This window comes from Sphaerisporangium krabiense (assembly GCF_014200435.1).
In the GTDB taxonomy this organism is placed as follows: domain Bacteria; phylum Actinomycetota; class Actinomycetes; order Streptosporangiales; family Streptosporangiaceae; genus Sphaerisporangium; species Sphaerisporangium krabiense.
The window spans coordinates 3,371,455-3,391,624 of the sequence record NZ_JACHBR010000001.1 but is presented as its reverse complement, the minus strand read 5'-3'; the positions used below and the strand labels follow the sequence as shown (position 1 = coordinate 3,391,624).

Annotated in this window: 16 protein-coding genes and 1 tRNA gene; 9 read left to right on the top strand and 8 right to left on the bottom strand. The window is 71.6% G+C overall.

Annotated features, from left to right (window positions below):
* Positions 1 to 60: 60 nt before the first annotated feature.
* On the bottom strand, positions 61 to 1,275 hold the full coding sequence (locus BJ981_RS15165; protein WP_239139503.1) for an FIST signal transduction protein: 1,215 nt from the start codon (positions 1,273 to 1,275) through the stop codon (positions 61 to 63).
* 173 nt (positions 1,276 to 1,448) lie between these two features.
* On the opposite strand from BJ981_RS15165, the gene BJ981_RS15160 reads away from it, so the two are divergent.
* From BJ981_RS15160 to BJ981_RS15145, 4 genes are all read left to right on the top strand, one after another.
* Positions 1,449 to 2,909 (top strand): sigma 54-interacting transcriptional regulator, encoded by a 1,461-nt coding sequence (locus BJ981_RS15160; protein WP_239139504.1) that lies wholly within the window; start codon positions 1,449 to 1,451, stop codon positions 2,907 to 2,909.
* Positions 2,910 to 3,011: 102 nt separating this feature from the next.
* Positions 3,012 to 4,961, top strand: a complete 1,950-nt coding sequence (locus BJ981_RS15155; RefSeq protein WP_184611894.1) for a vWA domain-containing protein — start codon at positions 3,012 to 3,014, stop codon at positions 4,959 to 4,961.
* A gap of 193 nt (positions 4,962 to 5,154) precedes the next feature.
* Positions 5,155 to 5,316 (top strand): hypothetical protein, encoded by a 162-nt coding sequence (locus BJ981_RS15150; protein ID WP_184611893.1) that lies wholly within the window; start codon positions 5,155 to 5,157, stop codon positions 5,314 to 5,316.
* Between the two features lie 73 nt (positions 5,317 to 5,389).
* On the top strand, positions 5,390 to 5,821 hold the full coding sequence (locus BJ981_RS15145; protein WP_184611890.1) for a hypothetical protein: 432 nt from the start codon (positions 5,390 to 5,392) through the stop codon (positions 5,819 to 5,821).
* Positions 5,822 to 5,825: 4 nt separating this feature from the next.
* Here the strand turns inward: BJ981_RS15145 and BJ981_RS15140 are convergent, their stop codons facing one another.
* Positions 5,826 to 6,968 (bottom strand): cystathionine gamma-synthase, encoded by a 1,143-nt coding sequence (locus BJ981_RS15140; RefSeq protein ID WP_184611888.1) that lies wholly within the window; start codon positions 6,966 to 6,968, stop codon positions 5,826 to 5,828.
* 222 nt (positions 6,969 to 7,190) lie between these two features.
* On the opposite strand from BJ981_RS15140, the gene BJ981_RS15135 reads away from it, so the two are divergent.
* Positions 7,191 to 8,582, top strand: a complete 1,392-nt coding sequence (locus BJ981_RS15135; protein WP_184611886.1) for an MMPL family transporter — start codon at positions 7,191 to 7,193, stop codon at positions 8,580 to 8,582.
* Between the two features lie 241 nt (positions 8,583 to 8,823).
* Positions 8,824 to 9,894, top strand: coding sequence for a sensor histidine kinase (locus tag BJ981_RS15130; RefSeq protein ID WP_239139505.1), 1,071 nt, complete (start codon positions 8,824 to 8,826; stop codon positions 9,892 to 9,894).
* Between the two features lie 7 nt (positions 9,895 to 9,901).
* On the opposite strand, the gene BJ981_RS15125 is transcribed toward BJ981_RS15130, so the two are convergent.
* Positions 9,902 to 11,281: a cystathionine beta-synthase gene (locus BJ981_RS15125; RefSeq protein ID WP_184611882.1), complete on the bottom strand. Its 1,380-nt coding sequence runs from the start codon at positions 11,279 to 11,281 to the stop codon at positions 9,902 to 9,904.
* 212 nt (positions 11,282 to 11,493) lie between these two features.
* Between BJ981_RS15125 and BJ981_RS15120 the strand changes: the two genes are divergently transcribed.
* The 3 genes from BJ981_RS15120 to BJ981_RS15110 all read left to right on the top strand — a co-directional run bounded on the left by BJ981_RS15120 (position 11,494) and on the right by BJ981_RS15110 (position 15,276).
* Positions 11,494 to 12,486, top strand: coding sequence for an SGNH/GDSL hydrolase family protein (locus BJ981_RS15120; RefSeq protein WP_184611880.1), 993 nt, complete (start codon positions 11,494 to 11,496; stop codon positions 12,484 to 12,486).
* 58 nt (positions 12,487 to 12,544) lie between these two features.
* Entirely contained in the window at positions 12,545 to 13,906 is a 1,362-nt protein-coding gene (locus BJ981_RS15115) for an outer membrane protein assembly factor BamB family protein (RefSeq protein ID WP_184611878.1), read from the top strand.
* A gap of 149 nt (positions 13,907 to 14,055) precedes the next feature.
* The gene (locus BJ981_RS15110) at positions 14,056 to 15,276 is read left to right on the top strand and encodes an acetyl-CoA C-acetyltransferase (protein ID WP_184611876.1); all 1,221 of its coding nucleotides are present in this window, start codon (positions 14,056 to 14,058) and stop codon (positions 15,274 to 15,276) included.
* Positions 15,277 to 15,368: 92 nt separating this feature from the next.
* Here the strand turns inward: BJ981_RS15110 and BJ981_RS15105 are convergent, their stop codons facing one another.
* The 5 genes from BJ981_RS15105 to BJ981_RS15085 all read right to left on the bottom strand — a co-directional run bounded on the left by BJ981_RS15105 (position 15,369) and on the right by BJ981_RS15085 (position 19,936).
* A complete protein-coding gene (locus tag BJ981_RS15105) occupies positions 15,369 to 15,779 on the bottom strand; it encodes a PPOX class F420-dependent oxidoreductase (protein WP_184611874.1) in 411 nt (136 codons plus the stop codon).
* A gap of 81 nt (positions 15,780 to 15,860) precedes the next feature.
* Positions 15,861 to 16,094 (bottom strand): DUF4287 domain-containing protein, encoded by a 234-nt coding sequence (locus tag BJ981_RS15100; RefSeq protein ID WP_184611872.1) that lies wholly within the window; start codon positions 16,092 to 16,094, stop codon positions 15,861 to 15,863.
* A 198-nt stretch (positions 16,095 to 16,292) separates the two neighbouring features.
* Positions 16,293 to 17,096 (bottom strand): Bax inhibitor-1/YccA family protein, encoded by an 804-nt coding sequence (locus BJ981_RS15095; protein ID WP_184611870.1) that lies wholly within the window; start codon positions 17,094 to 17,096, stop codon positions 16,293 to 16,295.
* A gap of 1,123 nt (positions 17,097 to 18,219) precedes the next feature.
* A tRNA-Leu gene (locus BJ981_RS15090) sits at positions 18,220 to 18,292 on the bottom strand.
* A 285-nt stretch (positions 18,293 to 18,577) separates the two neighbouring features.
* Positions 18,578 to 19,936 carry an NAD(P)/FAD-dependent oxidoreductase gene (locus BJ981_RS15085; RefSeq protein WP_184611868.1) on the bottom strand — a complete coding sequence of 453 codons (1,359 nt, stop codon included), beginning with the start codon at positions 19,934 to 19,936 and terminating at the stop codon, positions 18,578 to 18,580.
* Positions 19,937 to 20,170: the final 234 nt, after the last annotated feature.

Below are 20,170 nucleotides of genomic sequence, written 5' to 3'. Positions count from 1 at the left end.
AGCGCGTGCCCGACCGGCGACCGCGCGGGACACCGGCCCCTGCCGGCCACGCGCGTCAGGTCAGACCCTGCGCGCGGCGCGTTCGCCGCCGGCGGGGCGGCCGGAGGCGCTGGAGAACACCAGGATCGAGGCCGAGAAGCCGTGCACGTGGTTGTGGCCGGCGACCGGGCCGACCTCGCCGGCGGCGAAGAACCCGGCCATGCCGATCGGCCCGAGCGTGTCGTGCAGGGCGAGCGCGTCGTGGTCGGGGCTGCCGAACATCGCCGAGCCTCTGCCGTTGCACGAGAACAGCAGCGCGCCGTCGATGCGCCCGCGCTCCTCGGCGTGCGCGTCGAGCAGCTCGTACAGGTCCTCGTCGGCCGCGGCGGCGTCGCGGACCTGGAAGCGGACGCTCTGGCCGACGTCGAGGACGTCCCCGACGGCCACGGCCTCGCGCTCGGGGTCGATGCCGAGGATGCCGCGGATGAGGAAGTCGCCCCGCTCGTGGCTCTCGGCGTACTCGTCCATCGCGATGCCGATCTGCAGGCCGGAGGCCACCAGCTCGCGGTCGTCCTCGTCGAGGCCGCTGACGATGTCCTCCAGCCGGGCGAGCGCGGGCTGGCCCGCGAGCTCCAGCAGCAGGTTGTCCTCGGAGCGCGTGACGACCATGGTGGGGCCGATGGGGCGGCAGCCCTGGCTGACCACGGTGCTCACGTTGACGGGGCCGCTCAGCATGACGCCGATCGCCCCTTCGCTGTACATCTCGCCGCGGGCGAACAGGCGGACGGACCCCTGGCCGCGCATGCCGTTGGCCAGGCCGCCGACCAGCGGAAGGTCGCCGAGCACGTCGGAGGAGTGCTCGACGAAGGCGTCGGTGGGGAAGCTGTACGGGTCGGCGAGCAGGACGGCCACCTGGTCGTCGGGGTCGCGGTCGGGGAGGCCGATGATCACGAACCGGTCCTCCATGCGGAGCGTCTCCAGCACGAAGGTGGTCGCGCGGCCGCCGTCCAGGCTGGCGGCCCAGGCGCTGACGGCGGACGTGTGCTCGACGCCCTGGCTGTCGCCGATGACGCCGGTCGCGCTGCAGCCGATGACCTCGGCTCCGGGCGCCATGCGCATGGCGCGCAGGCCCGCGCGGGTGACCTCCTCGGGGTCCTCCCCGCAGATGAAGAAGCACACCAGGTCGGGGGGACCCGACAGGCCGGAGAGCGCCTGGCGCACGGCGCGTTCCGCCGCCACCACCAGGTCGGAGTCCACGGCGAGACCGTCCGCGAACCGGCTCGTCAGCACTGCCACACGCCTCGCCTCCCCTTCTGTGCGAGTCGTAGTGTGTCGCTACGAGTTTGACCCTCTTGGCCGGATTCTCCCCACTACGGGAGTAACAACGCGCGCGTAGCGTCACACAATGGTCAAGATCCGAAATGTGTATAAGCTGCCACAAGCTTCCCCCGCGACGTAGTCTCGTTCCCGTGCATGAATCGCCCACACCGCGAAGTGAAACCCCACAGGCCCGCACTCTCCGTGAGCTGCGCGAGAGTGGACACACCTATCGCACGGTCAAGGCGGAGATCCGCGAGAACCTGCTCGCCAGACTACGCGCGGGCGAGCCGAGATTCCCGGGCATCGTCGGATTCGACGAGACCGTGCTGCCCCACCTGGAGCGGGCGCTGCTGGCGGGACACGACCTGGTGCTGCTCGGCGAGCGCGGCCAGGGCAAGACGCGCCTGATCCGCACGATCACCGGCCTGCTCGACACGTGGACCCCGGTCGTCGAGGGATGCGAGATCAACGACCATCCGTACGCCCCCGCCTGCGTGCGCTGCCGCCGGCTCGCGGGTGAACTGGGCGACGACCTCCCGATCGCCTGGAAGCACCGCGAGGACCGTTACGGCGAGAAGCTGGCCACGCCCGACACCTCGGTCGGCGACCTGATCGGCGACGTCGACCCCATCAAGATCGCGGAAGGCCGCACGCTCGGGGACCCCGAGACCGTGCACTACGGCCTCGTGCCGCGCACCAACCGCGGCGTGTTCTCGGTCAACGAGCTGCCCGACCTCGCCGAGCGCATCCAGGTCTCCCTGCTCAACGTGCTGGAGGAGCGGGACGTCCAGGTCCGCGGCTACAACCTGCGCCTTCCCCTGGACCTGCTGCTGATCGCCAGCGCCAACCCCGAGGACTACACCAACCGCGGCCGCATCATCACGCCGCTGAAGGACCGCTTCGGCGCCGAGATCCGCACCCACTACCCGCTGTCGCTGGAGGACGAGCTCGCGCTCATCCGCCAGGAGGCGGAGCTCAACTGGAAGATCCAGGACGCGAACGGCGCGGACGGCACGGGGCTGAGCGCGGAGCTGCCCGACCACGTCGTCGAGATCCTCGCCCGGTTCACCCGCCTGGTCCGCGAGTCGACCGCGGTGGACTCGCGCTCGGGCGTCTCGGCCCGTTTCGCCATCGCCGCGGCCGAGACCGCCGCCGCCTCGGCGGTGCGGCGCGCCGCGATCACCGGCGAGGAGCGGCCGGTGACCCGGGTGTGCGACCTTCCCGGGGTCGTGCCCACGCTGCGCGGCAAGGTCGAGTTCGAGGTGAGCGAGGAGGGCCGCGAGGTCGAGGTGCTCGCCCACCTGCTGCGCCGCGCGACCGCCGAGACCTTCCGCGGCACGCTCGGCGGCATGGACCTGTCGGCGCTGCTGGACAAGTTCAGCGAGGGCGCGCAGATCGAGTCCGGCGAGCTGACCACCGCGACCGACCTGCTCCAGCGCATCGGTCCCGTCAACGGCCTGGCGAAGATCATGTCGGCCGTGGGCATGGGCGAGGGCGACGAGTCCCCCGGGCACGCGGCCGCGGCGCTGGAGTTCGCGCTGGAGGGCCTGTACCTCCTGCGGCGCCTGTCCAAGGACGAGGTGGACGGCGGAGCCGTCTATCGCACCTGAGACCACGCGCCCGCGCGGGCGGCCGGACGGCCGTCCGCGCGGGGCGTCCATGATCCGGCCGTCCGCCGCACCTCGGACCCGTCACGATTAGGCTGCCAAAAGATGAGTGGATACCGATACGGCGAGTACCACGACGGTCCCGATCCACTGGCCCCGCCGTACGACGTGCGCGCCGCGCTCGACGAGATGGGCGACGCGATCCTGCAGGGCTCCACCCCCGCCGACTCGCTACGCGACCTGCTGCGCCGCGGCCTGCCCGGCGCCCCGGACCGGCGCGGGCTGGACGAACTGCTGCGCGAGGTGCGCAGGCGCCGGCGTGAGCTGAGCGAGCGCGGCAACCTCTCCGGCACGCTGGACCGGGCCCGCGCGCTGCTGGACAAGGCGATCGGGCAGGAGCGCGCCGAGCTGTTCCCCGACCCCTCCGACGAGGCGCGGATGCGCGAGGCCGAGCTGGACTCGGTGCCGTCCGACGCCGCGAGCGCCGTGCAGCGGCTCGGTTCGTACGAGTGGCGCTCGGCGGCGGCGCGGCGGACGTTCGAGGAACTGCGCGACCTGCTGCGCAGGGAGGTGCTGGACAGCCGGTTCCGCGGCATGCGGGAGGCGCTGGCCGATCCGGACCCGGAGGCGATGAACCGCGTCCGGGAGATGATGTCGGATCTGAACGACATGCTGGACCGGGACGCCCGCGGCGAGCACACCCAGGAGGCCTTTGAGCAGTTCATGGAGAAATATCGGGATTTCTTTCCGGAAAACCCCCGTAATCTCGATGAGCTGGTCGACGTCCTCGCCCGCCGGGCCGCCGCCGCCCAGCGCATGCTCGCCTCCATGAGCCCCGAGCAGCGCGCCGAGCTCCAGTCGCTGATCGACCAGACCCTCCAGGACGCCGGCCTCGCCGACCAGATGGCCCGCCTGAGCCGCTCGCTCTACGCCCGCCGCCCCGACCTGGCCTGGGACACGCCCGATCGGGTGGACGGCGAGCAGGGCCTCGGCATGGGCGACGCGGTGACCGTGCTGGAGGAGCTCGCCGACCTCAACGAGCTGGAGTCCGCCCTGCAGCAGGACTACCCCGGCGCGCGCCTGGACGACGTGGACGAGGCCGCCATCCGCCGGGCGCTCGGCCGCTCCGCCGTGGACGACCTGGAGGCCCTGCGGCAGATCGAGCGCGAGCTGGAGCGCCAGGGCTACCTGCGCCGGCAGCGCGGCAAGCTGGAGCTCACGCCCAAGGCCGTCCGCAGGCTGGGCGAGACCGCCCTGCGGCGCGTCTTCGACTCGCTGGACGGCGGGCGGCGCGGCGACCACGACCAGCGGGACGCCGGCGCCGCGGGCGAGCTCACCGGCTCCTCACGGCCGTGGCGCTTCGGCGACGAGCAGCCCATCGACGTGGTGCGCACGCTCGTCAACGGCGTGCGGCGCGGCGGCGCGGGCGGCCGGGTGTCGCTGTCCGTGGACGACTTCGAGGTGGCGGAGACCGAGCGCCGCAGCGCGGCGGCGGTGTGCCTGCTCGTGGACCTGTCGTACTCGATGGCGCTGCGCCAGACCTGGGCGCCGGCCAAGCAGACCGCGCTGGCCCTGCAGGCGCTGGTCTCCTCGAAGTTCCCCGGGGACGCCGTGCAGATCATCGGCTTCTCCAACTACGCCCGGGTGCTCCAGCCGGAGGAGCTGGCGAGCCTGGAGTGGGACATGGTCCAGGGCACCAACCTGCACCACGCCCTGCTGATCGCCGGACGCCACCTGGACCGGCACCCGGACTTCGAGCCCGTGGTGATCGTCGTCACCGACGGCGAGCCGACGGCCCACCTCACGCGCAACGGCCGTTACTGGTTCGAGTGGCCGCCCTCGCGCGAGACGCTGGAGCTGACGCTCGCCGAGGTGGACAAGATGACCCGCCGCCGGGCGACGATCAACGTGTTCATGCTGGCCACCGACGAGCGCCTCAAGGACTTCGTGGACGAGGTCGCGCGGCGCAACGGCGGCCGGGTCTTCTCCCCCAGCGCCGACAGCCTCGGCGAGTACGTCGTCAGCGACTTCCTGCGGTCCCGCCGCGCCCGCTGACCCGTCCTGGATTTGCCGACAAATGGCCTTATCGTGGCCAAGATGTGGGCACGCTTGAAATGTCGCCATTCCGCGTGCCCGCGTTAATCGCTTGCCGATCGAATTGCAAGCGCGGAGGATATTGATGGGTAAGTGCCCGCGACGGCCCCAGAGACGGGAGGCCCGCTTCCGTCCGTCGTGAAAGGAGGGTGCCATGCTCGCGGCGGTCGCTCTCCTCTTCGTGATGATCCTCACCATCACGATGTTCGAGCTCACCGTGAACAACCGGCCGCATCCCCCGAAGCCGCCGGTCACCGGCGACGACGTCGCCGGCGAGTCCGCCACCAGCGGCTCCTCGGGCGCGCCCGGCCGCTGAGCCGGACCGCTTCGGTCCGTGTCCACGGCCGGCGGCGTTCCCCCGCTGATCGGCGAGACGATAATGTCAACGCATGTCGTTTGCGGACAAGGTCCTGCTCTGGCTGCACATCGGTTTCGCGATCTTCGCGATCGGCCCGGTGACCGCCGCCACCAGTTTCACCCCGCGGTACATCCGGGCGCGTGACGTCGGTGTGCTGCGGCATTTGCACCGCACCACGCGGATCTTCGGAATTCTGACGCTCGGGGTGTTCCTGTTCGGCATCGCCCTCGGGCGTGTCAACCTCGGCAAGCCGTATCTGTCGGTCTCGATGACGTTGTTCATCGTCGCGGCGGTGCTGCTGGTCATGATCGACCGCGACCAGCGCACCGCCATCCGCGTGCTGTCGAACGAGAGTCAGGAGGACGACGCCAAGGTGCAGACCGGCCGCATCGCCATGCTCTCCGGCATCACGGCGCTGATCTGGCTGGTCGTCCTCGTGCTCATGGTCTGGTTCAACCCGTGAGCCGCTAGGAGCCGAGGGCCTGGCTCAGGTCGGCCAGCAGGTCGTCCACGGTCTCGATGCCCACCGACAGGCGCACCAGGTCCGCGGGGACCTCCAGGGCCGAGCCCGCCACCGACGCGTGGGTCATGCGCCCGGGGTGCTCGATCAGCGACTCGACGCCGCCGAGCGACTCGCCGAGCGTGAAGATCCTGGTGCGGTCGCACAGCCGCACGGCCTCCTCCTCGCCGCCCGCCACGCGGAACGACACCATGCCGCCGAACCGGCGCATCTGCTTGGCGGCCACCTCGTGCCCCGGGTGCCCCGGCAGGCCCGGGTACAGGACCTCGGTGACCCGGGGGTGGGAGCGCAGCAGCTCGACGACCCGCTCGGCGTTGTCGCAGTGGCGCTCCATGCGCAGGGCCAGCGTCTTGATCCCGCGCAGCGTCAGCCACGCGTCGAACGGCCCGGCCACGGCGCCCATGGCGTTCTGGTGGAAGGCCAGCAGCTCGCCGAGCTCGCGGTCGCGGGCCACCAGCGCGCCGCCGACCACGTCGGAGTGCCCGCCCACGTACTTGGTGGTCGAGTGGACGACCACGTCCGCGCCGAGCGCCAGAGGCTGCTGCAGGTACGGCGAGGCGAAGGTGTTGTCCACGACCAGCAGCGCGCCCGCCTGGTGGGCGACGGCGGCCAGCGCCTCGATGTCGGCGACGCCGAGCAGCGGGTTGGTCGGGGTCTCGACCCAGATGACCTTGGTCTCCGGGCGCACCGCCGCGCGCACCGCGTCCAGGTCCCCGAGCGGGACCGGGTCGAACAGCAGCCCCCAGCGCGCGAGCACCTTGGCGAACAGGCGGTAGGTGCCGCCGTAGGCGTCACCCGGAATGATCACGTGGTCGCCGGGCCCGCAGACCGCGCGCAGCACCGCGTCCTCGGCCGCCAGGCCGGAGGCGAACGCCAGGCCCCGCGTCCCTCCTTCGAGCGCGGCCAGGCACTCCTCCAGCGCGGTCCTGGTGGGGTTGGCCGAGCGGCTGTACTCGTACCCGGCCCGGAGACCGCCGACGCCGTCCTGCTTGTAGGTGGAAACGGCGTAGATAGGGGGGACCACCGCGCCGGTGTGGGGGTCGGCCTCCTGGCCCGCGTGGATCGCCAAAGTCTCGAAGCCATCTGTCATGGCCCCACGCTATATCCCCTCCCCTGGGACGAGCCCCTGCTCAGGCCCCTACGGCGGAAGGACGAGCCCTGGATCGGCCGATGGTCCGATGGCAGGGGCGGTGAACGCGCCTATCGTCAGGGGGATCGTGGTAGATCGCACGGGCGTCGCACGTGGCCATCGCGGACGGCGCGATCACGCGGAGGCGGCTTCCGGCCGCGACGGCTGACGGGACCCCCGACCATGCTGGACGTCATCGGCAGGCTCACCACCCGCCATGTCCTGTGGCTGCTCCCGGCCTGGCTCGCGCTGCTGGCCGCGGTCGCCGCCGGCCGGCCCGGGACGCTGCCGGACGGGTACGGCCCGCTGCCGGCCGGCGTCCCCGGAGCGGTGGGCGCCGTCCTGGTGACGCTCGCGCTGGCGGTGGCGCTGCGGTCCCCCGGCGCGGCGCTGACGGCCGCGGCCGCCGCCGTCGCCGTGGACCTCCTGTCCACCGCCCTGGTCTCCGGCCTCGGCCTCCCCGAGGCGCCCGCGGTCTTCGCCTACGGCACGACGCTCGCGTCCACGGCGATGCTGCTCCACCGCTTCCGGGAGCGCAGGAACGCCGGGGAGCCCGCCGCGCAGGCGGTCGTCACCGCCCTGGAGCAGGTGGGCGGGGTCGTCGCGACCTCGGGCGCGGCGTGGATGGCCGCCTGCGCCGCGCTGCCGCTCGGCGCGTTCCCCGCGGGCCTCGGCCCCGCTCTGGCCCTCACCTCCGCGGTGGAGATGCTGGTCGTCCTCGCCTTCGTGCCGTCCCTGACGGCCGCGCTGCCCGGCCTGATCGGGTGGCCCCGGCGGCGCCGCGTGGGACGGCGAACGGTCCTCGACCGTCTGGGCCGGGCCGTCGCCGCCCGCCCGCGCGCCTGGACCGCCGCGGCGGCGGTGCTCGTCACCGCGTTGGGGGCGGCCGGGCCCCTGCAGTCGCGGGAACCGCCGGCGTTCACGGTGATGGCGGTGGCCGCGGTGCTGGTCGCGCTGGTGCTCGCGCTCGCCCTGCGCAGTTTGATCGCCCCGGTCTACCTCACGGCGGGCGGCGTGCTCACCGCGTGGGCGTCGGGGACGGCGGCCACGCGGCCCGGCGAGCAGATCACCGTGTTCCTGTTCACGCTGGTCGCGACCGTGTCGGCCGCGCTGCTCGTGCTGGCCCGGGTGCGCGGGGCCGCCCGCGCGGGCCGCGACCCGAGGACCTGCTCGGCCCTGGCGGTCAAGTACGCGGGCCCGCCGGCGATGGCCGCCCTGGTGGCGGCGGGGGCGCTCGCCGGGGGCGCCCACGAGCCGCTCGCCGGCGCGTACCTGGTGGCCGGGGGCGCGGCGCTGGCGCTGGTCGTCGTGCCGGGGCTCGCCGCGATCCTGGGCGGCCGCGCGTGGTGGCCGGACGTCGCCTCCGGGGACGGCCCCGCGCCGCGCGAGCCGGGCAGGCCCGGGGACCCCGGTGTCGAGGACGCCGGAAGGCTCGGGGGCCTCGGGGAACCGGAGGAGCCCCGGCAGGCTACTCGGCGGGAGACGGATGGGCCGGACGATCCTTACCTCGGATCCGGGACAGCAGAAGCGGGTCGGCGAGGGCCAGGAGTGCGAACGCGGACACGGCCAGGATGAGCAGGAACACCGTGAGGAACGTCATTTTCCCCTCCATTCGTGATACCAGCGTCGCCCACGGCGCCCTGGCCGCGCCTCGCCAGGAAGTCCGATCCGCCGGCCCGCCGGTCGTCCGAATGGCCGATCCTGTAGTCAGCCGTCCGGTTTACCCTCGATGTCTGTGAGAGACGGCCCCCGAGTCATCTGGTGGATTCAGCGGCTCAGTGAGATAGCACTGGTCGGCTGCCTTGCGCTGTGCCTCATGGGCGACCTCGCGTTCAGCGCCTCGACCGGCTCCCAGGGCATGGCCGTCGCCGCCATCGGACTGCTCGGCATCATCGCCTACCTGCTGCGGCGCCGGTTCCGCGTCGAGGGCTTCGTCCTGGTCATGGCCGCCTCGGGGGCGGTGTCCATCACGCTCGTCGCTGTGGGGTGGCACGGCTTCCCCGGCCTCGCCGAGACCGGGTCCCTGCTCCTGCTGACCATCGGCGTGCTGCGCTGGGTGCGCCCGCTGCACACCGCCGTCGTGCTCTCGCTGCTGTCCATGCTCACCCTGCAGGTGGCGAGCGGCATGCGCGTCGCGGGGCCCCCGGCGCTGCCGATCGGCTTCATGCTGTTCGTCGCCTGGGCCACCGCGGTCGGCATCGGCAGCTACCTGCGCTACCAGATCGACCGGCGCGAACGCACCGTGCACGCCGTGCGCCGGGCCGAACGGCTCGAACTCGCCCGGGAGCTGCACGACCTCGTCGCCCACCACATCACCGGCATCGTCGTGCAGGCGCAGGCGGCCAGGACCGTCGCCGCGCAGCGGCCCGACACCGTCATGCCCGCCCTGGACGCGATCGCCGGGGCGGGCACGGAGGCGCTGACGTCCATGCGGCGGCTGGTGGGCGTGCTGCGCGCCGAGGACGACCCGGCGCGCAACCCCGGGGTGACGTTCCACGACATGCGGCTGCTGGTCGAGCGCTTCGCGACCGGAGGGCCGCCGGTGGCCTTCGACATCGGCCAGGGGATCACCGAGGCGTCGCTGGCCCCCGAGGTGCTCACCACCCTGCACCGCGTGCTGCAGGAGTCGCTGACCAACATCCGCAGGCACGCCCCCGGCACCGGCTGGGTGCAGGCCGACCTGAAGCACGGCGACGGCGGCGTCGTGCTGCGCGTCCGCAACCACCGCTCGGCCACCGACCCGCGCGTCTCACGGCTCGGCGGCGGATACGGCCTGGTGGGCATGACCGAGCGGGTCACCGCGGTCGGCGGCCACCTGTTCGCCGGCCCCACCCCCGAGGGGGCCTGGGAGGTCCGCGCCTGGTTCCCTCCGGCGCGGACCGCCTGAACGCCGGTCAGGCCCCGTTGGCCCCGGCCAGGAACGCGAGCAGGTCCTGCCGGGTCACCAGGCCCGCGGGCTTGCCGTCGTCCAGGACGACCGTGGCGTCGGCCTTCTCCAGCGCCTCGATGGCCACCGAGAGCGGCTCGCCGGCGCCGACCATGGGCAGCGGCGCCGACATGTGGTCCTGGATGGGGTCGCCGCCGGACACCTTGCCCCGGTACAGGGCCTCCAGCAGGTCGCGCTCGACGATCGAGCCGACCACCTCGGCCGCCATGACCGGGGGCTCCTCCTTCATCACGGGGAGCTGCGAGACGCCGTACTCGCGCATGATCGAGATCGCCGTGTTCACCGACTCGTGCGGGTGGGTGTGGACGAACTCCGGCATGCCGGGCGTCTTACGGCCGAGCACGTCGCGGACCAGGTTCTCTTCAGTCGAGGTGGTCAGGAAGCCGTAGTCCGCCATCCAGTCGTCGTTGAAGATCTTCGACAGGTAGCCGCGCCCGCCGTCCGGCAGCAGGACGACGATCACGTCGTCGGGACCGGCCTCGGCGGCGACCTTGAGCGCCGCCACGACCGCCATGCCGCACGAGCCGCCGACGAGCAGGGCCTCCTCGCGGGCCAGGCGGCGGGTCATGCCGAAGGAGTCCTTGTCGGAGACGGCGATCACGCGGTCGGCGACCGTGGTGTCGTAGGTGGCGGGCCAGATGTCCTCGCCCACGCCCTCCACCAGGTACGGCCGTCCCGAGCCGCCGGAGTACACCGAGCCCTCCGGGTCGGCGCCGATGACCCGCACCCGCCCGCCGGAGACCTCCTTCAGGTAACGGCCGGTGCCGCTGATCGTGCCGCCCGTGCCGACGCCCGCCACGAAGTGGGTGACCCGTCCCTCGGTCTGCTCCCAGATCTCCGGCCCCGTCGAGTGGTAGTGGCTGGCCGGGTTCTCGGGGTTGGAGTACTGGTCGGGCTTCCAGGCGTTCGGGATCTCGCGCGCCAGGCGGTCGGAGACCGAGTAGTAGGAATTGGGGTGGTCGGGCGAGACCGCGGTCGGGCAGACGACGACCTCGGCGCCGTACGCCCGCAGCACCGCGATCTTGTCCTGCGCCACCTTGTCGGGCACGACGAACAGGCAGCGGTAGCCCCTGTCCTGGGCCACGATGGCGAGCCCCACGCCGGTGTTGCCCGAGGTGGGCTCGACGATCACCCCGCCGGGACGCAACGCCCCCGACCGCTCCGCGGCCTCCACCATGCGCAGCGCGATGCGGTCCTTCACCGAGCCGCCGGGGTTGAAATATTCCACCTTGGCGAGCACCTGGGCCTGCACGCCCGCCGTGACCTTGCGGAGCCGGACGAGCGGGGTGTTGCCCATGAGCTCGATCAGAGAGTCATGTACGCGCACCGGGAATAACACCTCATCTGCCGTGCCTTGTCACCCTTACCAGTGCCGGAGTTCCGAGGAGATCCCGTGGTCGTCCAGCGGTCCTTTCTCACCGTACCGTCACGATGACGACGACATGCTGATGACACGGACAGCCGCCCGCGAGTCGCGCCACTGAAACCAGAACAGAGGGCTGGGACGAAGGACAACTGCAGAGAAGGGGATGCACGGGGATGGTGATCTGGACGCCGGGGACCGCGAGGGCGGCCCGCCGCATCGCCACCGCGGCGGCTCTCGGGGGCGGAGGCGCCACGGCGCTGGGGGCCGCCTTGTACGGCCTGCTCCTGACCGAGGCCACGCTGGCGCGCAAGGCGGTCGGCCGGCCGCACGGCATGGAGGGACCGTCGTCCGACGGCGTCTACGGGGCCTGGGCGGGCGAGGGGGACGCCGAGCCGATCACGATGGCCATGCTGGGGGACTCCACGTCGGTGGGCCTCGGCATGACCGACCCGGCGGCGACGCCCGCCGTGATGCTGGCGACCGGCCTCGCGGCCGTGGCCGAGCGGCCGGTGCGCCTGCAGGTCTTCGGGCGCTCCGGGGCGGTCTCGGCGGACCTGCCCTTCCAGGCGGACCGCGCGCTGCGGGCCCGCCCCGACCTCGCGGTGATCTTCGTCGGCGCCAACGACGTCACGACCCAGACCAAGCCCGCCGACGCCGTGGCGGACCTGCGGGACGCGGTGCGGCGGCTGCGGGAGGCCGGCGCGGAGGTCGTGGTGGGCACCTGTCCCGACCTGGGGACGGTCCGGCCGATCGGGCAGCCGCTGCGCTGGATGACGCGGCGCTGGAGCCGCCAGCTCGCCGCCGCGCAGACGGTCGGCGTGGTGGCCGAGGGCGGCAGGACGGTGGCGTTCGCCGACGTCCTCGGCCCGGAATTCGCGACATATCCGGGCGAGATGTTCGGACCCGACCGATACCACCCATCTGCCCGAGGCTACCAACAGGCCGCTAACGTAGTGCTACCGTCTGTATGTGCTGCGTTGGGATTGTGGCCCGAGCCCGAATCCGAGCGTGGCGAGGCATCGCAATCGATCTACCTCGCGGCGGCCATCGCCGCGGAGGAGCCCGGCACCGAGGTCACCGCGACCCGCGTCGCCGGCCGCGCGACCGGCCTGCCCGGACGATGGGCCGCGATCCTTCGCCGCCGGCCGGGGGCCGTCGCCTCGTAGCGGCCGGCCACGGTCACCCTCCGCGGCAGAGTCGTCACTCTGCCCACATTGGAGTGCAATGCCCGTGTTCCGGCCCCTCACGAAACCGGCCTTGGCGCTCGCCGGGGTGCTCGCCCTGGCGGCGTGCTCCACCAGCAGGGCGGCCACCGAGCAGGCGCACCACGCCACCTGGCGCAACGCCGAGGTGAACGCCGTCAGCAAGGCCGTCGTGGCCGCGGGGGTGGCCGCCGTGACCTCCCTGAGGCCCGACGGCTCCCTGGAGACCGCCGCCCTCGACCTGGCCGGCGGGAAGAGGCTCTGGGCCCATCCGGCGGCCATCGCCGGGCGGCTGCCCGGCATGGGCGTGCAGGCCCCCGCCGCCGTCGAGACCTCCCCCGGCCACGCGATCGTGGCCGCCGTCGCCCCGAAGCCCGGCGGGCACGGCGCGGGGAACGCGGCCCTGGTCGCCCACGACGCCCGTACCGGACGGCCGCTGTGGAGCCGTCCCGTCCACTCGACGTTCGGGCCGCAGCGGTGCGGCCGCCTGCTGTGCCTGTCGGAGAACACCGCGCTGTCCTCGGCGCGGCTGGTCGTGCTCGACCCGCTGACCGGCGCGGTGCGGTGGAAGGAGCCGGGCATCGCCGAGGTCGAGTGGTCCGACGCCGCCCGGGTCGTCATGCTGCACCTCGCCGGGCATCCGGTGCTCGCCGCCCACGACCTCGCCACGGGCAGACCGGTCTGGCGGCTTCCCGTCGAGCGGGCGCTCGCCCCGGGCGTCGACCTGTCGGGCGGCTGGGCGTTCGGCGCATCCGGCGGCGATCTCGTCGGGTACGTCGCCCCGTACACCAACCCCAAGCAGCACAAGACCTCCTCCTTCGGCCTGTTCTCGGTCAAGCTCGCCGACGGCACGGTCAACTGGCTGCGCCCGTCCGTCGTCCGCGTCTACCCCAGCGGCAGCCCCGGCTACGCGCCGGTGGTGCGCCCGGTGGACGAGCACGGGCAGTACGGCGGTTTCGCCCGGCTCGACCCCGGCTCCGGACGGGTGGTCGGCCAGATCACCGCCGGCCAGGTCCCCGGCGCCGGGTGGTGGCTGGCCTTCCCCGGCGACATGGCGCGGCTCGACTTCCTCAAGCCCGGCGGGGCCGGCGCCGCCTTCGAGCTGCCCTCGGGCCGCGCGGCGCCGGTCCAGGGCCGGCGCGGCTGGTCCTTCTGCGTCACCGACCCCAAGCCCCTGCCCCTGGCCGGAGGCGCCCGCGGCTTCTACTCGGTGGCCTCGCTGTGCGAGTTCGACCTGGCCACGGGCAGGCGGGCGCCCGCCGCCGGCCCCCCGCCCGCCTGGTTCACCGGCAGCCAGGACGGCTGGCGTCTCTGGCGGGACGAGAACGGCGCGGTGAACGCCGTCCAGGACGCCACGGGCAGCGCGCCCGGCATGTACGGCTGACCGGCCCGCGGCCCTCCGGCCGCGGGGCCTTTGCCGTGCACGGCGCCGGCCGCTGCCGTTCCTTGGCCTCCACCACGTGGCAATCGGCCTACCGCGCGGTAACCTCCGCAGAGGGACCAGCCCCGCCTGCCACGAACCAGGAGAGCCACATGCCCGAGGCAGTCATCGTCGCGACCGCGCGCTCGCCCATCGGCCGTGCCTTCAAGGGGTCGCTCAAGGACATCCGCCCCGACGATCTGACCGTCCAGATGGTCAGGGCCGCGCTCGACAAGGTGCCCCAGCTCGACCCGAACGACATCGACGACCTGATGCTCGGCTGCGGCCTGCCGGGCGGCGAGCAGGGGTTCAACATGGCCCGGGTGGTCGCGGTGCTGCTCGGCCTGGACGGCGTCCCCGGCACGACCGTCACCCGCTACTGCTCCTCCTCGCTCCAGACGACGCGCATGGCCTTCCACGCCATCAAGGCCGGCGAGGGCGACGTCTTCGTCTCGGCGGGCGTCGAGTGCGTCTCCCGCTTCGCCAAGGGCAGCTCCGACTCCCTGCCGGACACCGCCAACCCCCTGTTCCTCGACGCCAAGGAGCGCACCGCCCGCCGCGCCGAGAGCGGCGCCCCGGAATGGCAGGACCCCCGCCAGACGGGGCGGCTGCCCGACGTGTACATCGCGATGGGGCAGACCGCCGAGAACGTCGCCGAGCTGAAGGGCGTCAGCCGCAGGGAGCAGGACGAGTTCGGCGTCCGGTCGCAGAACCTGGCCGAGAAGGCCCTCGCCGACGGGTTCTGGGAGCTGGACGTCACTCCGGTGACGCTGCCGGACGGCTCGGTGGTGAGCAGGGACGACGGCCCGCGGCCCGGCACCACCTACGAGGCGGTCGCGCAGCTCAAGCCGGTGTTCCGTCCCGATGGCACGGTAACGGCGGGCAACTGCTGCCCGCTGAACGACGGCGCGGCCGCGGTGGTCGTGATGAGCGACGTTAAGGCGGCGGAGCTGGGCGTCACGCCGCTGGCGCGCATCGTCTCGACCGGCGTGAGCGGGCTCTCACCGGAGATCATGGGCCTCGGTCCCGTCGAGGCGTCCCGGCAGGCACTGGCCCGGGCCGGCATGGCGATCGGGGACGTCGATCTCGTCGAGATCAACGAGGCGTTCGCCGCGCAGGTCATCCCGTCGTACCAGGAGCTCGGGATCGACCTCGACCGGCTCAACGTCAACGGGGGCGCGATCGCCGTGGGGCACCCGTTCGGCATGACGGGCGCGCGCATCACCTCGACGCTGATCAACAGCCTGCGCTTCCACGACAAGGCGATCGGCCTGGAGACGATGTGCGTGGGCGGCGGCCAGGGCATGGCCATGATCCTGGAACGGCTCAGCTGACGCGCCGAAGGAGTCGTGAATCGCCGCCGGTCGCGGCGGCGTGCATCCGGCCGATCTCGCCCGCCCCGCGCGGCGGGCGCGGCCGGAAGGCGTCAGCCCATGTAGTCGGGGCCGGCGCGCTTGAGGTCGATGCGGACGAGGACGTTCTTCTGCTCCCGCATGGCCGAGCGGTACTCGTCCCAGTCGGGGTGCTCGCCGGAGACGCTGCGGTAGTACTCGACCAGGGGCTCCAGCGCGTCGGAGCCGGCCACGACCTCGGCGGTCCCCTCGATCTGGATCCACTCGCCGAGGTAGTCGTCGATCATGACGCACAGCGAGACGTCGGAGTTGTTGCGGAGCTGGCGCGTCTTGGCGGCGGCCTCGCGGGTGCTGACCAGGGCGCGCCCCTCGGAGTCGATGCCCACGAGGACCGGCGACATCTGCGGGTGGCCGTCGGCGCGCCAGGTTTGAATCACCGCGCGGTGGTTCTTTCGGATGAAATCACGGGCTTTGTCGAGATCCATGCCTTCATGATGACCCAGCCCTCGCGACAGATGCGCCCACGCCAAGCGATGGCGTGGGCGCACTGGGGTGGGCGTAGGGGCCTACATGAAGCCCATACGGGAACGGCGCTGCCGCTCGTGCTCGATGACGATGGCGGCCGCGTAGCCATGAGTCAGCCCGTGCTCGTCGGCGAGCCAGTTGGCCCGCTCGTCACATCGGAGGAACGACGGGCCGTTGTCGATGGCTTGGAACCACTCGGGGAGTGCGCGTCCGGTGATGTCCGGAACCCTGGCTATCAGCTTGTTCTGCATCTCCGGTGAGTGGTTCAACGACATGGGCACCTCCATGAGTGAAGCCTCTTTTGCTAGACACTGCATCACCCGCCCCGTGATGGCAAGACCCTAATGGCCAGGCTTCGCTTACACGAGGTAGATCGTTAGTAGCAGTGCGTGCGGCTTACCCAAAGCTCGGGCGACCATGCCATCCGGATGACGCCCCACCGGGCCCCGGCGGGGCGTTTCCGGACGAAGGACCTAATCGTTGTTGAAGAAATAGCTGATGAAGCGCAGGATCTCCAGGTAGAGCCAGACCAGGCTCAGCGTGAGGCTGAAGGCCATCAGCCACGAGTACTTCTCGGGGACCCCGGCGCGCACCCCCTGATCGATCGCGTCGAAGTCGAGCAGCAGGAAGAAGCAGCCGAGGAGGATCATCGCGACGCTGAAGACCCAGCCGATGGGGCTGTCACCGCGCAGGCCGAGACCGCCGTCGGTGAAGATGCTGACGATCCAGTTGAGCAACATGAGGCCGACGGCGGCGAAGCCGGCCGCGACCACGAACTTGGTGAACTTCGGAGTGGGCCGGAAGACCTTGAGCGCGTAGACCGCCAGCACGCCCGCGAAGGCCACCATCGTGCCGAGCACCGCCTGGAAGACGATGCCCTCGGACGCCTCGTTGTACATCTTGCTGATCACGCCGATGCCGATGCCGTAGGCGATGGAGTAGCCGAGGATCAGCGCCGGGTTGGTGCTCTGGCGGAACGAGACGATCAGGCCGAGGACGAACCCCACGAGGACCGCGGGCGCGGCGATGCCCCAGCCGAAGTTGAAGTACCAGGCGACCGCGGCGGACACCACGAGGGTGCCGAGGGTGATGAATCCACGGACGACGACATCGTCGATCGTCATCGGCCGCGCCGCGGCCGGCGGAGCGGGCGGGGCGTACGAAGGGGCGTTGTACATGTCCTGGAGGTACTGCGGGCTCACGTTGGGGCCCGCGCCCCAGGACTGGCGGTTGTTCTGCCGTCCCAATCTGCTCAGGATCGGGTTCCTGCTCTCCATCACTGCCTCCACTGCGACCTGCGATCAGCCTGTTCGGTCGAGCCTCACAGGGAGTGCCGCCTGTACCGCATAGCTTCACGTGGCTTCACATCTGTCATGGCGGGCGGGCGGGGCCTGCCCGTAATACGCCGCCGGAGCACGGAAGACCGACCCCCAGCGGCAACGGGTACAACGACCGGCCCCGCACCCGAGTTCCGCCGCCAACATTGCGGTTCGATCACTGACCAGGGACGACGGGCGGCGGCGGGGCGCTCGGGACGTCTGACCTGGACTCCGACCGGAGGCGTCCTCCTCCCGGCCTGCGGCCCCGCGTGTTATGTCCGGAGGAATTCGGGGTCAAGAGAAGGTCTTTTCGCGTAATGCTGCGAAGTAAACGAACTTTACGGTCTTTCCGCACCAGAAATTTCGGGCCTCGTGGTCACGCTCCCACGACGTCCGGGTCCGGCGAAAAACAGACCCCGCCCCGTCCACCCGGGGTCCCAATCGGATGACGGCCCTCCACGCACGGCGCTTTGCCGCTCCACGGCGTCCTTTCGCGGCGGGTTGCCCGACGCTGACAGCCGGAGTCGCGCGCATGTGATGGGCTTTGCGGGCGCGCGGGGCGATTGACACGATCCTCCACGCCTTTCATTAACATCCGAAGCGTGGGGTTCGCCCAGACCCTTGCGCGCGCGAGATCGGCCCGCCTCGGCGGCTCGACGTGGCGGGCCGGGCGGGGACGACGCGGCGGCGAACGGGCTCCGCCCCGGGCCGCCCGCGGAGCGACCTGAAACACCCGCGCCGGCGCCGATCGCACCGCGCCGGACCGCGTCCTGACCGGGCGCCCGCCCGGCTCCTCGCGCCGCCCGCGAACGTCTCCGATCCGGCGCCCCACCCGCGCGGTGTCACGCCGCGCGTCGTGGACTTCGGAGGGTGGGCCACGCACGCCCGGGAGCGCCTCCACCAGGAGGCCGAGCGCCATATGGCACAGGATGGTAACGATTGCTCGGGAGGGGGAAGCGGTCCGCCCCTTGGTGGGTTTCTGGGCTTACCGAGAATGTCCGGCGAGGAGCGCCAAACCGTCAATGATATAGCTCTTCGGGAGCGTTACTGCCATCGGGTCGTTTCATATAGTCGGCAGGGGTGCCCCCGGTGGGACTCGAACCCACACTGGAACCCTTTTAAGGGGTTTGCCTCTGCCATTGGGCTACGGGGGCGCCGTAAATCATACGTAACGGACCACACTTGCGTAACGGGTCAGAGCCCACGTCTCTGCTCTTCCTTCCGTAGTGCGCAAGATAACGGTATACGCCCCGCGCCCCCGTGACTCGGGCAATGAACAACAGACCGCTCAACTCAGCAGAATTCACCTCGTCACCCTTGTTATCCCTCCACAGAACAGTACGGCCCGCGCCCGAGACGTCGAGCGCGAGCCGTACCGGAACGCCGCCCGGCGCCGTCCGGACGCCATGACGCGTCCGGACGGCGCCGGTGACAAGCCGTCAGCCTGTGGCGGCGGCCGCCCTGAACTGGTCACGGGGCGACTCGATCTCGCCCAGCGAGACCGTCTCCCGCTTGAAGAAGAGAGCCAGCGTCCAGTCGGCGACCACGCGGACCTTGCGGTTCAACGTAGGCACCCGGGACAGATGGTAGGTCCGGTGCATGAACCACGCAGGCAATCCGTGAAGCTTCACCCCGTACACGTTGGCCACGCCCTTGTGCAGGCCGAGGCCGGCGACCGACCCCGCGTACTTGTGCCGGTACTCCTTCAGCGGGAGACCCCGCAGGTGGCGCACGATGTTGTCGGCGAGCACCCTGGCCTGGCGCACGGCGTGCTGGGCGTTCGGCGCGCAGTACTGTCCGGGATTGGTCACGTCCGGGACGCCCGCGACGTCACCGGCGGCGAAGGCGTCCTTGACCCCCGCGACCGTCAGCCGGGTCGTGGTCTTGACCCGCCCGCGCTCGTCCAGCGGCAGGTCGCCGGAGTTCACGACCGGGCTCGCCTTCACTCCGGCCGTCCAGACGATCGTGGCCGACTCGAAGGCCTCGCCGTCGGACAGCACGACGTGGCCGCCCTCGCACGACTTCAGCAAGGTCTTCATCTTGACCTCGATGCCGCGCTCGCGCAGCTCCTCCAGCGTCCAGCGGCCCATCTCGGGGCCGACCTCGGGCAGGATGCGGTCGCTCGCCTCGACCAGGACCCAGCGCAGGTCCTCCTCGCGCAGGGAGTCGTAGTACTTCACCGCGTCCCTGCCCATGTCCTCCAGCTCGGCCAGGGCCTCCACGCCCGCGAAGCCGGCGCCGACCACGACGAACGTCAGCGCCCTGCGGCGGACCTGCTCGTCCTCGGTGGAGTCCGCGCGGTCGAACAGGGCGAGCACGCGGTTGCGCAGCGCGATGGCCTCACCGACCGTCTTGAACCCGATCGCGGCGTCGGCCAGGCCCGGGATGGGCAGCGTGCGGGAGATCGAGCCCGCGGCCATGACGATGACGTCGTAGCCGAGCTCCTCGCTGGGGCCGGCGTTCGGCACGAAGGTGACGGTCTTGGAGTCGTGGTGCACCTTGGTGACCTTGCCGTTGAGGATGCGCACCTTCGGCAGCACGCGGCGAAGCGGCGTGACGACGTGGCGCGGGGACAGGTTCCCCGCGGCGGCCTCGGGCAGGAAGGGCTGGTAGGTCATGTAGGACTGCGGGTCGACGATGGTGATCCGCACCTTGCCGGACGCGAGCTCCCTGCGCAGGGCGCGCTGGAGCCGCAGGCCCGTGTACAGGCCGACGTACCCTCCGCCGACGATGAGGATGTGCTTGGCCTTGTGGTTCACGTCAGTGCCCCTTCGTGGCATGGTCGCTTGTGAAACCATTCACAATCTTACGTCACGACGGGGTCTCAGCGCCAACCGGATATGTGCGCAGCATCAAGATTTTTCTTACTACGTGCAAGCCAAGCCGTCCTTCACGGGGAAGATCCGCGTTTCTTCTCCTACGTGACCGACTTCACTCCTCTGCGGACCGGCCGCCCCTCCCCCGCGGCACCCGTGCCGGCCGGACCGAACCGTGCGGAACCCCGGCCCCGCGCGCGGCGGCTCTGGATAATA

Excerpts from the sequence above, each read along its gene's own strand:
- BJ981_RS15155 (WP_184611894.1), top strand. The coding sequence starts at position 3,012 with ATGAGTGGATACCGATACGGCGAGTACCACGACGGTCCCGATCCACTG.
- BJ981_RS15150 (WP_184611893.1), top strand. The coding sequence starts at position 5,155 with ATGCTCGCGGCGGTCGCTCTCCTCTTCGTGATGATCCTCACCATCACG.
- BJ981_RS15145 (WP_184611890.1), top strand. The coding sequence starts at position 5,390 with ATGTCGTTTGCGGACAAGGTCCTGCTCTGGCTGCACATCGGTTTCGCG.
- BJ981_RS15140 (WP_184611888.1), bottom strand. The coding sequence starts at position 6,968 with ATGACAGATGGCTTCGAGACTTTGGCGATCCACGCGGGCCAGGAGGCC.
- BJ981_RS15135 (WP_184611886.1), top strand. The coding sequence starts at position 7,191 with ATGCTGGACGTCATCGGCAGGCTCACCACCCGCCATGTCCTGTGGCTG.
- BJ981_RS15130 (WP_239139505.1), top strand. The coding sequence starts at position 8,824 with ATGGGCGACCTCGCGTTCAGCGCCTCGACCGGCTCCCAGGGCATGGCC.
- BJ981_RS15120 (WP_184611880.1), top strand. The coding sequence starts at position 11,494 with ATGGTGATCTGGACGCCGGGGACCGCGAGGGCGGCCCGCCGCATCGCC.
- BJ981_RS15115 (WP_184611878.1), top strand. The coding sequence starts at position 12,545 with ATGCCCGTGTTCCGGCCCCTCACGAAACCGGCCTTGGCGCTCGCCGGG.
- BJ981_RS15110 (WP_184611876.1), top strand. The coding sequence starts at position 14,056 with ATGCCCGAGGCAGTCATCGTCGCGACCGCGCGCTCGCCCATCGGCCGT.
- BJ981_RS15105 (WP_184611874.1), bottom strand. The coding sequence starts at position 15,779 with ATGGATCTCGACAAAGCCCGTGATTTCATCCGAAAGAACCACCGCGCG.
- BJ981_RS15100 (WP_184611872.1), bottom strand. The coding sequence starts at position 16,094 with ATGTCGTTGAACCACTCACCGGAGATGCAGAACAAGCTGATAGCCAGG.
- BJ981_RS15095 (WP_184611870.1), bottom strand. The coding sequence starts at position 17,096 with ATGGAGAGCAGGAACCCGATCCTGAGCAGATTGGGACGGCAGAACAAC.
- BJ981_RS15085 (WP_184611868.1), bottom strand. The coding sequence starts at position 19,936 with ATGGTTTCACAAGCGACCATGCCACGAAGGGGCACTGACGTGAACCAC.